General features: G+C 44.9%; 8 protein-coding genes and 2 pseudogenes. 7 read left to right on the forward strand and 3 right to left on the reverse strand.

Annotated features, from left to right (window positions below):
- Positions 1-231 (reverse strand): HTH domain-containing protein (locus BLT91_RS25080; RefSeq protein WP_368086855.1); only part of this gene is annotated, 231 nt, incomplete at its 3' end.
- A gap of 239 nt (positions 232-470) precedes the next feature.
- On the opposite strand from BLT91_RS25080, the gene BLT91_RS25085 reads away from it, so the two are divergent.
- The 6 genes from BLT91_RS25085 to BLT91_RS25110 all read left to right on the forward strand — a co-directional run bounded on the left by BLT91_RS25085 (position 471) and on the right by BLT91_RS25110 (position 10,301).
- Complete coding sequence (locus tag BLT91_RS25085) at positions 471-1,715, forward strand: vWA domain-containing protein (RefSeq protein ID WP_090826222.1); 1,245 nt, start codon at positions 471-473, stop codon at positions 1,713-1,715.
- 79 nt (positions 1,716-1,794) lie between these two features.
- Complete coding sequence (locus BLT91_RS25090; RefSeq protein ID WP_090826225.1) at positions 1,795-2,760, forward strand: helix-turn-helix transcriptional regulator; 966 nt, start codon at positions 1,795-1,797, stop codon at positions 2,758-2,760.
- Positions 2,761-2,778: 18 nt separating this feature from the next.
- Positions 2,779-5,685 (forward strand): PD-(D/E)XK nuclease family protein, encoded by a 2,907-nt coding sequence (locus BLT91_RS25095; protein WP_090826228.1) that lies wholly within the window; start codon positions 2,779-2,781, stop codon positions 5,683-5,685.
- Positions 5,678-8,983, forward strand: a complete 3,306-nt coding sequence (locus BLT91_RS25100; protein WP_090826231.1) for a UvrD-helicase domain-containing protein — start codon at positions 5,678-5,680, stop codon at positions 8,981-8,983. Before BLT91_RS25095 ends, BLT91_RS25100 begins: the two co-directional genes overlap by 8 nt.
- A 75-nt stretch (positions 8,984-9,058) precedes the next feature.
- On the forward strand, positions 9,059-9,850 hold the full coding sequence (locus tag BLT91_RS25105) for a hypothetical protein (RefSeq protein WP_090826234.1): 792 nt from the start codon (positions 9,059-9,061) through the stop codon (positions 9,848-9,850).
- Between the two features lie 67 nt (positions 9,851-9,917).
- Positions 9,918-10,301 (forward strand): hypothetical protein, encoded by a 384-nt coding sequence (locus BLT91_RS25110; protein ID WP_090826236.1) that lies wholly within the window; start codon positions 9,918-9,920, stop codon positions 10,299-10,301.
- 320 nt (positions 10,302-10,621) lie between these two features.
- On the opposite strand, the gene BLT91_RS25115 is transcribed toward BLT91_RS25110, so the two are convergent.
- Positions 10,622-11,062 (reverse strand): 3'-5' exonuclease, encoded by a 441-nt coding sequence (locus BLT91_RS25115; RefSeq protein ID WP_090826239.1) that lies wholly within the window; start codon positions 11,060-11,062, stop codon positions 10,622-10,624.
- Between the two features lie 1,038 nt (positions 11,063-12,100).
- On the opposite strand from BLT91_RS25115, the pseudogene BLT91_RS25120 reads away from it, so the two are divergent.
- A pseudogene (locus BLT91_RS25120) lies at positions 12,101-12,356 on the forward strand (DALR anticodon-binding domain-containing protein); the annotation flags it as partial.
- Between the two features lie 65 nt (positions 12,357-12,421).
- Here BLT91_RS25120 and BLT91_RS25125 read toward each other — a convergent pair.
- Positions 12,422-13,246: pseudogene (locus BLT91_RS25125) on the reverse strand (S8 family peptidase); the annotation flags it as partial.
- Positions 13,247-13,272 lie beyond the last annotated feature (26 nt).

Below are 13,272 nucleotides of genomic sequence, written 5' to 3' on the forward strand. Positions count from 1 at the left end.
TGCTTTCTTCCAACGCTTGGCGCATGCTTTTACACGTTGCTTTCCAATTATGTTTACATCAAAACCGTTTGATTCAAAGATTTCCCAAGGGGTTTTCCCCTCCATGTATTGATCGATGAACAACTGTTTAAATTCATCAGCATAGGTTATTGCTTTCTCACTTATCTTGACAACATATTTATTGGTTGATAATTTCATTCGGTCTTTTTCGTTAAAGATTTTTTTAGACATGATGTAATCCCCTCCGGTGCTTACTCTAGTATACAAAAAAAGGTACCCACAGTCTGAACACTTTTTCAAAGTGTCCAGACTATGGGTACCAGTGTAGATCGTTATCGATCATTGGCGCTGTTTTTTTATTATGCAAAAATTAGTGCATAGATATCTAACGAACAAACATTCTCTGACAAGTAGATGACCAACGCATTTGCTACACTACTCTCAGAAGTCGACAAGAGAGGAAGATACACATGAACGCACCCATTCAAATAACCCACGCTTGGAATAACCAGTTTTGGCCAACAGGAGGAACGGAGAAAGCATTTTTACTACTTGAAATGAAGGGGAATGCTGGTATTCAATCGGAGCGGGCACCGATGAATGTGTCACTTGTGATGGATCGCAGTGGATCCATGTCAGGGGCTCCGCTTGAATATAGTAAGAAGGCTTGCCAGTTCGTCGTAGAACAAATGAGTCAGATGGATCAACTCAGTATTGTTGCTTTTGACAATGAAGTCGATACGGTATTTGCACCTCAACCTGTTACGCACAAAGAATTATTGAAACAGAAGATAAATAGTATTCGAACAGGTGGCTCAACTAATTTAAGTGGAGGACTCTTACAAGGCATTCAATATGTGATGCAGGGGAAAGCAGATGGCAGTGTTAACAGGGTTCTCTTATTGTCAGACGGGCATTCAAATGCAGGTATCACGGATCCTGCTAAGCTGCAATCCATTGCGAAGGAATTTCATAGCATGGGAGTCGGCGTCACAACAATGGGTGTCGGGGATGGTTTTGATGAAGAACTTATGGAGGGCATAGCTAACCAGGGCGGTGGCAACTTCTATTTTATTGAGCACCCGGAAGATATACCTGGGATTTTCTCGAAGGAACTAGAAGGTCTATCCTCGATCGTAGCACAGAATGTGCAGTTAGCGATACAACCATCAGGTGCAACTCAAATTACCAATATATTTGGTTATAATGCTCATGATGTTAAAGATGGATTGAAGCTGTCATTAGGGGACGTATATGAACAAGAAGTGAAGTCCATCTTAATTGAATTCACGCTCTTCCCGCACACTGCTGGGACGCATAAAATTGTAGATCTTCAATGGGACTTTGTTGATGTGACAGAGGGGGCTAAGATGATTTCCCTCCAGCACATGGTTGAATCCCATTTTACGAATGATCTTAATTTGATTGCCCATTCTCCTAATCCGCTTGTAGAGAAACAAGTGAAAATTACGGAATCCGCGATTGTCATTGAGCACGCGATTACTGCTTTTGATAGAGGGGATGAGGAAACTGGGATCATGCTTCTTCAGCAACAAGCGGATGAGATGTTGGTGGCCGCTGTTAAATCGGAGGATGCAGAGCTGCGTGAGGAAGCACAATTGTTGTACAGCCAGTTAGAAAATTTCACTTTTTCAAGCAAGACAAGAAAGACACTTCATGAACAGAAGTACAGGCAGATGAAAAGAAAGAAATAGCAGGACTCTCCTAACCATAGGTCGAATTTACTATATCTAGTAGGTTGGTACTGAAGCACTATAGGGGAGAGAAATCGACGTGAAAGAACGCTTAATTCGGCTAATGCGAATGATTAATTTGATACAATCCAAACCGGGGATATTGGCAAGGGAGTTAGCGGATCGCTGCGAGACAACGGAAAGAACCATTTATCGCGATCTTGAAGCGCTTCATGCCATGAATATCCCAATTTCGAATTACGGTCATGGCAAAGGCTATGCATTCATCAGTAATTTCTCCATGTACCCGCTAGATTGGACGGAGCAAGAGGCTTTGTCATTCTCGATGTTGCCCTCTGTACTTGAACAAATGAAGTCATTGCTGCCGGAAGGATTTGACTCTGCCTTGGAAAAGGTCATGGGCGTTCATAAGAAAGAGAAATCGAAGCGAGCCGATATATTGCAGCATGTTACGGATGTTATCCAAATGGGTACACCCGCCTATCGTGAGGAGGATGGGAGCCCTTCTTTCCTTTATGATATTATTCAAGCCAGGTTATCTCAGCAAACGATAAGAACGGTGTATTACACCCAGAGTCGCAACGAGGAATCTCAAAGAGACATTGATCCTTATTATTTAGTTCCGCGAGACCATCGGTTTTATTTAATTGGCTATTGCCATTCTGCTGGCGGTATCCGAACGTTCCGAATCAGTCGGTTTCGGGATGTGAAACTACTAAGTGCTACCTTCGATAAAGGTGATTTCAATTTGAAAACCTATATGAAGAACACATGGTCCATTGAACGCGGTGCAGACCAAATTCGCTTTAAAGTCAAATTTCATGCGAATATCGCTCGGTATGTAAAGGAAGAAGAGCTTTTTGTAAAACCCAAATTGACGCCTCTGAAGGATGGAAGTCTACTTTTTGAAGTGACAGTTAATCATGAGAGAGAATTTATGAACTGGTTAAGTCAATATGGTCCGGAAGCGGAGATTCTGGAACCCAAGGCGTATCGGGATGCCATGAGGCAGAAGCTAGATCTTTGGAGAGCCTTATACGAGTAAAAAAGGAGCGAACATAGCATGTCATCAACCTTTATTCGTAACTTGCATGAGAGCTTTGAAGCTTATCCATTGTCTAAAAAGGTATTTCTCGCGCCAAGATTTGCTGACGGGCAACAGTGGCTTCATCAAGTATGTAGAGACTACGGCCACGTTTTGAATGTCGAGGTACAAACGATAGAAAGCCTGGCCCTAAAGCAAGCAGCTCTTAAGCTTTTTCAGCAAAAGAAAAGAGTTATACGCCCTAAGCAGTCGTTTTGGATCATTCAGCAGATCATGATGGAACTGACCAAGGGAGAGGATCCCTATCTGTCCGAAGCAATGATCACACCAGGTATGGTTTCTTGTTTTCATCGATCTATTGAAGACTTACGGCAAGCCTTTGTCCATGCCAAGGACCTAGAGCTGTTTCAGTTTATTGACCATCGAAAGGGAGCGTATTTACGGGAAGTTCTTCTGCGATACGAGAAGATACTTCAGGCGTATCATTTCGTGGATCAAATGCTTATATCCCAGCTAGTAGATGCTGAAAAAGATGGTACGATGTTTATCATGCCTGAGAACAGCTTACTGACCAAAGCACAGCAGACGACCCTTCAGACGATAGCTGGAGAGCGCTTAGTGAAGCCGAAGTTTGGTTTGCCGTTTACAGCAACCGAATCTGATTTTCCTGCTGACAAGGCTCAGTTGTTCCATGCAACGGGTTCATTGGCTGAGGTTCGCGAAGTGATGAGAAGGGTATTATCCCATGAGAATCCACTTGATCAGGTGGAGGTCATTGCATCGAACTATGAGGCATACGCGAGTACGTTTCATACGCTGACTTCTGAATTGGATATATCTTGTACGTATGGGGGCGGGTTGCCGCTTCAATACGCTAGAATGGGCCGCACATTACTGAAGCTGCTCCATTGGCTCGAAAATGACTTTCCCATTGCTGATTTCATTGCTTTGCTGCGTGATGGGGGATTATCGCTTCGGAATGTGGATGAAAGCATTCCATCATCGGAATGGATTCGTTCAATAGAAAATCTCCATATCGGTTGGGGCAAAGAGAGGTATGTAGATTTACTCGAATCGATTGAAGATGGGGTAACTGCAGAAGAGAAGCCTCTGCTAGACAATCTTAGAAAAGTATTTCAGGGTATATTAACAAAATGGCCAAGCGACGATGCATGGAGTCCTACTTTTATGATGACATGGTTACAGCAGATTATTACAAAGTACGGAGCGATTCAGAATGAAGACGATGCGCTTATAGTCAAAGAACTGGATGAGCTGGTGGCCTCATTAACTTCTGTGAATGCTATTTCGTCATCAGGCATGAAAAAAGACGTTGCTCTGCAATATGTCGCACAGCTTCTATCAGGAATTCGCGTGAAGGTTGCTTCAACTCCCACCCCGGGAGCTATTCACATTTCTTCCCTGTCAGGCGGTGGCTTAACGGGAAGGCATTTAACGTATATGGTCGGCATGGATGAACATAACTGGTCTGCGGCATCTCGCCAGGATCCGGTCCTGCTGGATGAAGAAAGGCAAAGCATTAGTGCTAATCTTACACTGACATCAGAACGTAGCAGAAACTTGAAAATAAATCGAGATAGAAGGATAGGGAGCATTACGGGGGATGTGACGTTAAGCTACTCCTCCTATCAGTTAGCAGAAGGAAAGCAAGCTAGTCCTGCTTTTGAGCTTCTGCAGATCTTCCGAAACAAGCATCAATTGTCGAATGCAGATTACAGCGTTATGGGAGAAGCACTAGGCATGCCTGTCAGTTATTTATCCCATAAGGCGGTCCTTGAGGAGAATTCCCTGCCTGTGGACAGTTCCGATCAATGGACGATCGCGTTGACGGATGAGCAAGGCCGCATGCGTGACGGACGAGGCAAGTTGAATGTGGAGTACCCGCATATGAATAAGGGTAGTCAAGCTGTAATGAATCGCATTTCAAACGAGATCACTGCGCATGATGGCTTTATACAATCAGTCACATTAGTCGCTGAAATGGGGCAACGCGCTTTTAGTGCAAGTCAGCTTGAACGCTATGCCGAATGTCCAATGAGGTTCTACTTCGGTTACGTATTAGGGATATGGTCAAAAGATGAAGCTGTCTATAACCGAACGCGTTGGTTAGAACCAATGGATCGCGGGAACTTATTACATCGTATATTCTATGAGTATCTGAGACAAATTACGGCGGTTGGCTCATCGCCAGCGAATCATGACAGAAGCATTATGCAGTCCATAACAGAAGAGCAATTGACGTATTACAATCGGTTAGTTCCTGCGCCAAGCCAGCATATTTTGCAAAAAGAGTCTGACGAGATCCGTCAGGATGTGGAATGGTTCTATAACGAAGAATTGACAAAGACGACACGTCCTATCTACTTCGAGCAAGAGCTTACGATTGATGGCGAACCTATGCAATTAAAACTGACTGACGGTTCCATTTTTACAATTAAAGGATTTATTGACCGCATAGATCAGATTGAGCCGCATTGTTACCGGATCATCGACTATAAGACGGGGAGTCCGGGGAAATATCGTGACAATGCGTATTTTGCAGGCGGAACGCAGCTTCAACATGCGCTGTATGCGCTAGCGGCGGAGCAGTGGTTGAAGGATACGGGCAGAGATAGGGATGCTCAGGTTACGGAGTCAGCGTACTATTTTCCGACAGCGAGAGGTGTTGGTCGGGAAGTGGTGCGGTTGCAAGATAAGCGTGAGTTGCTGACTGGCGTTTTGAGAAGTCTGTTGACCTCCATGGAACAGGGCTTGTACATACCGACAGAGGATGCGAAGCGTTGCCGGTATTGTGATTATGCGACAGTTTGTGTGAATCATGCTTCCTTTATGGGAGATAAAAAGGGAGATCCCGACAATGCCGTGAAGCTGAAAGTGCTCTTGGAGGTGGAAGCCGTTGAATAGACCCAACGATTGGGAAGCTAGAAATCGTATTGAAGATGATCTGGAGACCAACTTATTAGTTGAAGCAGGAGCGGGTTCTGGTAAAACCACGAGTCTCGTAGGTAGAATGATCTCTCTGATTCGAACAGGGAACGCACAGGTTAACCGGATTACAGCGATCACTTTTACGAATAAAGCGGCAGATGAACTTCGGGAGCGTTTCAGGTTAGCTTTGGAAAAGTCGCTGAGTAACGCAGAAGATGCTGAGGAAAAGCAACGTTATGCTGCAGCGATGGAGGGGCTCGATCAGATTTTCATAGGCACCATCCATGCTTTCTGTGGCATGCTGCTGCGTGAGCGCCCTGTAGAAGCGGGATTGGACCCTGCCTTCAGGGAGTTAGATGAGCAAGCGGGGGAGGAATTCCAAAGCCGGTGTTGGGATGATTATTTGCTGCGGCTTGAAGAGCTTGGGCGGGTAAACGAGTTGGAGGAGCTTCAGCGGTATTGCATCAACGTGAACACACTGAAAGCTGTGTATGATCGTGTTTCCCTGTTTAGTGATGTGCAAATCGAAGCCCCTGAAGTGCCGCGTCCTGATTTCGATTTGATTCGATTGTCTTTGCCACGGTTGATGGCAGAGGCATGGTCTTATATGCCGACCTATGAGCCAGAGAGAGGTTGGGATGCGCTGCAAAGGGTTCTACGCTTAATTAAACAAAAGGAGCGTAACTGGAGCTGGGAGAACGACCTTCATGTGCTGTCCATGGCTATGGAGTTCGATAAGAAGTTGGAGGTCACGCAAAATCGTTGGACGGAGAAGGCAATGGCGAAGGAAATTCGGGATCGCTTCGAAGACTGGCAGATAACCGTTCTTTTTCCCTTCATTAGAGCTTGGCGAGAGTATTTGTATCCGAAGTTCATTCATTTTGTTATGCCTGCCGTTGTGTATACGCAGCAGAGAAGAACAGAGTTGGGGGTTGTCAGCTTTCAGGACTTACTCGAAAAGGCGACTGCCATGCTGCGTGAATCCTCCGCTGTGCGGGGCTATTTTGCAAATAGATTTCAGCGGCTCCTAGTGGATGAATTTCAAGACACCGATCCGATTCAAGCGGAGATGTTGTTTCTTTTAACAGGAACGGGTGTCAACGAAGGTGAAAATGATTGGCGTAAGCTGCAGCCGCGACCAGGCTCCCTATTTATTGTGGGAGATCCGAAACAATCGATTTATCGTTTCCGTCGTGCAGATATTTCCATTTATAACGAAGTTAAGCGTAGAATCGCAGAGTCTGGGGATGTGCTGCAGCTTTATGCAAATTTCCGATCTGTGCAGGCTATTGGCGACTATGTGAACTATCAGTTTGAGTCGAAATTTCCGAAGGTAGCAAGTGAGGAGCAGGCTGCCTTCGTGCAGATGCAGACGCAGTCTCCGAATCCTGTCGCGAACAAAATGGCCACACATGGTATCCACACCTTGACGTATCCGAAAATAGCAGGGGGCAAGGCGGCCGTTGCAAACGAAGATGCCAGACAAGTATCAGCTTATATCGCATGGGCTTGTGGCAAGAACGGGCTGAATATCCAGGAGCGAGATGCGAATGGAGATTATAAGGTGCGGAGAGCCGTGCCTAGTGATTTTCTTATTTTACTCAAAACGAGAGAATTCATCAGTCTATATGCGGAAGCACTGGATCGCTGCGGAATTCCAGCAGATACGGCTGGCAGTGCGGCTATTTACTTGGAAATGTTTAGTTTGGCGCAGTTGTCTGCCTGTTTAGCAGATCCTTCGAATAAAATAGCACTCTTATCCGTGCTACGCTGCGAGTTTTTTGGAATCAGTGATCAGGAACTTTATGACTATAAAAAGGCAGGACATCCATACCACTATCTGGCTATACCCGATAATGTCGTAGAAATACCGGAAGCAATGCCAGTATATGTTGTGCTGGAGAAACTGCGCACCTACTATACTTGGACCCGTAAGCTGCCGGCAGTTACCGCGCTAACTCGTATCATGGAGGATATGGGATTGCTCGTCCATGCCTCACAGAAAGAAGCAGGCGCGACACGGGCGGGAACTTTAATCAAGCTATTGCAGCAGTTACAGGATGAAATCGACAGTGCAGCGGGTTGGGGGGCTTTGGCTGACACACTCGCGGAATGGTGCCAGGGTAAAGGTGTAGAAACCTCCAGCTTATACGCGGGACGGAACCAGTCCGTGCGTATTATGAACCTGCATAAGGCCAAAGGGCTGGAAGCACCCGTAGTTTTCCTCGCTTGCCCTTGCGGCGAATCGGATCACGATGCAACAGAATATGTTGACCGGACCGTTGATCCAGCTGTTGGCTATTTTATCATCTCGCAGCAAAAGTATGAATTCGTGAAAGAAACGTTGGCTCAACCCGTGGGTTGGGAGGCGATGAACCTCAGAGAGCGAGAGTTTATGAACGCTGAAAGGGATCGTTTGCTATATGTAGCGGCTACGCGAGCGAAGCAAATGCTGGTCATAAGCCAGTATCCAGAGCAGCCAGCGAAATGCCCGTGGAGTCCACTCCTGCTGGGAATGGAAATGGTTCCGGAGCTTGAAGTTCCTGTCTTTGAGGCGGAGGAACGTGCGGAATATAGAGGGCAGTTGGATGTAGCGGCGTTCATGGCAGAACGAGCTGCGAAAGTAGTACGCCTAGGACAGTCTTCATATGCGCGTGCATCTGTCACTGGTCTGACCAAGAGTTCGGGAGAAGCACCCGAATGGTCATCAGAAGGGCGCGGCATGTCTTATGGCAGCCTTGTGCATATGGGCATAGAAGCTGCCGGTAAAGGCATGGCAGGCGAGCAGCTAGCAGCTTATATGGAAATGCTGGCAGATCAGCTCAAAGTGAAAGATGACTTTGTAGCGGAAGCCGTTCTTGCCGTGGTTGCTTTCACGAACAGTGAGCTCTGGCAACGATCGCTCCGAGCGAAAACACGCCTGCATGAAGTTAGGCTTTTATTTAAGAAGAGTTTGGAGGAGATCGCTGTCGAGGCTGTGTCCGAGCCGGGAGATGTCGTTTCTTCTATTGAAGCAGGGACAGTAGCAGAAACTGTGCGTAAAGTCTATGTCGAGGGTGTTATCGATTTCTTGTTTGAAGAAGAGGAAGGTTGGGTCATCGTTGACTTCAAGACGGATCACTTCGAGGAAGGAAAGGAAGAGGCGTTTGTTCGCTTCTATCGGCCGCAGGTGATGACATATGCGCGGGAGTGGGAGCAGACTTTTGGGTATAGGGTGAAGGAAGCGGGGCTTTATTTTGTGGGGCATGAGAGGTATGTTGAATTGAATAAATGAATACGTTGATATTAAATCGATTACCAACAAGTTGGGAATGTTCGTCAATTTCTATTTTTATTTATGGAGATGCCCATGAATATTTTTGAAAGTAAAGCGAAATTCGATCATGGTCTAAACACCGTGCGGAGTACTTTTGACCAGTTAGAAGTATGGTGCAGGGAAGTAAAAACGGGAAATGGGATATTGTGGGAAGTGCTACTTGAGAAGATCCGAGAATTGCTTGAACAAAACAAATATTCTCTAGCCATTGTTGGTCTTAATCATCTTTTGATTATACCGAAAAATGAAGATCTCATGGAAAAAGTTCAGGTGTCTATATCAAATATTCTTGATTGGATGTTTTCAATGAACATATCCGATCTAGATGAAATGGACAGATTACTCATTGAAACCACGAGATGGATGAAGATGGCAGCCCGAACAAATTTACGTGACAGTGTTCATGAATACCTACATGCGAATCACGTTAAATTAAATCAATTTATAGCGGATACGAATTCTCCTGATCTCATTTTAGCTTATTTACATACTTTATTGTCCTTCGATTTTTATAATCCGATGAGAGTTATGATGGAGTATCTTTTGGGAGTAGAGTGGCCTTTTCTGGATTCTAAGATTCAGGAAGAGCAGTTTGCTGACTTCTTGTGGATAGCCTTTTATCTCTCTATGGATGATGTTTTAATAGAAATTTCCAAGGAAAGTGGACGTTTCATCGAACAAGTTCAAAGTCCTGAAATACTTCTCTATAAGAAGTACTATGATGTTAAAAATAATCGAGAACATCACAGTCAGAGATCGGAAAATATTGTTGCTCTAATGGATCAGAGCCGATTATTTGAAGAGTCCGAAAAACCGTGCTCTTGAACCTTATCGATGTAAAGTTAATTTAGATCCAATTGAGTACCCGCCTAAACAGGAGTTGAATAAACTTATGGCTTCATCAAAGTCAGTAGTGATAACGCCAGTAACTCCAACGACAAATGAATATTTTGCGTGGCCAAGTACGGAAGCGAAGGAGTCGCAAGGACAATCAGATAAGGAAGGTAACTTCAGAGAGGAAACGGATCTACATCGACTGGGGTACAGAATTACTGGCCTTAATCGAATTCAGCGTTGGGATGTATTGGTTCGTAAAGTGATTCCCAAGATGACCCTGAAAGAAATTGTTTACACAATCGCTCGTAATGTTCGTTTGCGTAAATCTCAAGCTGGTGGTAAAACCAAATTTGCTTACGCTATTGCGGAGTGGGAGCATGACCTGAAAAGTCTCAAACAAGAATATTACAAATCAAATTTTTCATGGCCGCAATATTGACCTTATTCATAATGCTGAAAATGGAGAAATTATAGAATTGAATCGCATGATGAAATGATCTTCATAGCCCTAAAAAACCAAGGACTACCTTTAGCGGCAGTCCTTGGTTTTATTTTTATATAGCCTTACCCAGCAATTCAGCTAGTTGGCAAAAGGGTTTACTCATCCCATCACCTGTTGAATAAACAACGGATGTAGAATAACGCAGCTCATTAGCAGCATTATTCTCCTCAAGTAATAGTTGAGGGAATATCATTTTAAAAAGCTTTGCAGTATTAAATGCATCATCTAATGCGTTATGTTGACTGCCTCTGTAGCCGTTAGTGCCTTTTTGAGCCCATATCGCTGACCGTGTCGCCACCTTGCAATCGAGTGAACATGAGTTGTATATCGTTATAATTTTGTATCCATTCTAATTCAACCTTATGTAAAGCACAGTGCCTTACCAATTGTTGCTTGTCATCCGGTCCCCATACACACATGTAATAGGGTGAGTCTCTCAGCCAACGTTTGAAATTCGTCACAACCTCATTGAAAGTAGGTGCGCCGTTCACCTGTTCTTGAGTAATCCCCGTAAACTCTGTAGTTTGGTTAGTGATCGTTTTGTAATTATTCGGACGAACATATGAGTGAAAAAGATCAACATTGGAAAGATGACCACCTTCATCATTTATCTTAATAGCACCAATTTCTAAAATATCTGCAATGTACTGATTTTTCTGCAAAACAGTAAATTCCATATCGAAAATGATGTAATTCATGAAAATTTCACCCTTTCGTCAGCTAATATTTTAAAAATATCATATGAGTCTGACACTTTATTGTCATGGAACGTACGTTTCTATTCAATTAAATATGTAATGGTTTAGTATTCGTAGGGGATGGAAGGAAATTAGGTCTTTTTGTTGAATTGTCACACCTTAGATCTAAACGGCTCGGCTTGACGATCGTAAATCAACTAATATTACAAGGTGGGCATCTTTGGATAACCCGTTCCTTCTTTTCTTTCGGTTATCAGAAACAGGGAACATACGTTTCGTGACAAATAGGTGACGGAATCCTATTGTAAGCTTGAGTCAAAACGTCCATAGAGGAACGTTACGGATTCTAGCCTGCGAATGTAAAGATAAAATGAAAACAATTCGCATACATGTTCTTCACCAACCTGAAAACCGCTGTCGAGCATTTTTGGTGATTACCCTGATACAATGAACCTTTGAGCTGTGGCATTGGATTAATTTCGGTTTATTTTTTTACCAGCCTGTATCCAAAAATGACTAAAATGATACAACTTGTATCAAATTTAATCAAGACTAAGGCCGATTGGGTTTTAAAGCACTTAAAATCCTAGGATGGATACTTGCACCCGTCTATTGAGCTGATTATTTCAGGCAGCAATTATGATTAATCGTTTCTCCGGTTTAATTGCACAAGTGCAGGGTTAATTGACGATATCCAAAGGTACGCTCCACGGAACCCATGTCTAGAAAACATAGTATTGTTATGACATCAGGACTTAAATTGTTTCTTTTTGCAGCACCTTACCTGCTGATGGTTTTCATATTTTCTTATCTACCGCTGTATGGTTGGATATATTCCTTCTTCGACTACCAAGCTGGATTAAAGCTCCTCCATACTAAATTCGTTGGGTTGGATAACTTCAAAAGGCTAGTAGATAATCCCGTGCTTTTATCCGAACTGATGCGCGTTTTACGTAACACGTTTGCTATTAGCTTACTTACCATATTAACTTCACCGTTGCCGATGATCTTTGCCATTATGATAACGGAAGCTCGGGCACCTCGGAAGCCGAGTTCGACTTGCTGCGCAAGATCGGGCAGCTTCCGGAAGAGATCGCCATTGCGGCTGAGAAGTATGCGCCGCACCGTTTGATCAGCTATGTATACGAACTGGCAAGCCAGTTCCATAGCTACTACAGAGGCCACTACGTCATCACAGATGACGCAGCCTTAACTCAGGCGCGCCTCGCCCTGCTCGGCGCGCTGCGCACAACCCTAGCCAACACGTTGCACCTCCGCTCCTGAGCGGATGTAAGCTCCGTCCGCTCCAAACCGAAGAGCCCCTTGCCCCGTCGTTTAACGGGTTAAGGGGCTTTTCGCCTATGGCTGTCGCGCCGCATGGATGGTGCGCTGAGCATTCAACTGCCCGGGCTGCCAGCGCGCGTTGGAGTGTCTGTTCAAGCTGGGCGCACTGCGCCGCAGCGCACTCTTGATTTGCTGCGGCGACATGGCGCGCAGCGAGAGTATGAGCGCGATGACACCGCTCACGTTCGCTGTTGCTATCGAGGTGCCGCTGAGTTCGTTATATTTGCCGCCAAGGCACGCAGAGTATACACGCTCACCGGGTGCATAAATGTCAATTTCTACGCCGCGGTTGCTGAAGGGAGCGATCTTACCAAGGCGTGTAATTGCAACGACGGAGACCACTTGAGAGAAGCGGGCTGGGTAATCAATGGATTTCTTTTTGCCGTCATTTCCGGAGGAGGCAACGATAACCTTTCCTCGGTAGTAGGCATTCAAGACAGCTTGCTCTAAATTTGGATTGTACGTTTTCATGCCGAAACTCATATTAATAATATCGAGGTCATTTTGTACGCACCAGTCGATTGCGGCAATAATATCGGAGACATAGGCGCTGCCATTGTGATCAAAAGCTTTAATCGGGTGAATGATGGCTTTCGGGGCCACCCCGATAATTCCTGAATAACGCCCAGTTGCGGCGATTGTTCCTGCGATATGAGTGCCGTGTCTATTGTCGTCCTGAGGCAGGAGTCGGCGATTCAATAAATTGATCCCGCTGGAAATCGAATTCCTCAAATCGGGGTGCTTTAAATCAATGCCAGTATCTACGACACCGATGTGGATGTTTTGCCCGAGGGTTTTGCTCCAGATCTCAGGCGCACCGATTTGATCAACTCCCCATGGGAACGTCCGCATATGTGAATGGGATA

It is taken from the genome of Paenibacillus sp. yr247, from assembly GCF_900103825.1.
Classification (GTDB): Bacteria; Bacillota; Bacilli; order Paenibacillales; family NBRC-103111; genus Paenibacillus_E.

Bases quoted from the DNA above. Each gene is read 5' to 3' on its own strand.
- BLT91_RS25105 (WP_090826234.1), top strand. From the start codon at position 9,059: ATGAATATTTTTGAAAGTAAAGCGAAATTCGATCATGGTCTAAACACC.
- BLT91_RS25115 (WP_090826239.1), bottom strand. From the start codon at position 11,062: ATGAATTACATCATTTTCGATATGGAATTTACTGTTTTGCAGAAAAAT.
- BLT91_RS25085 (WP_090826222.1), top strand. From the start codon at position 471: ATGAACGCACCCATTCAAATAACCCACGCTTGGAATAACCAGTTTTGG.
- BLT91_RS25095 (WP_090826228.1), top strand. From the start codon at position 2,779: ATGTCATCAACCTTTATTCGTAACTTGCATGAGAGCTTTGAAGCTTAT.
- BLT91_RS25110 (WP_090826236.1), top strand. From the start codon at position 9,918: ATGGCTTCATCAAAGTCAGTAGTGATAACGCCAGTAACTCCAACGACA.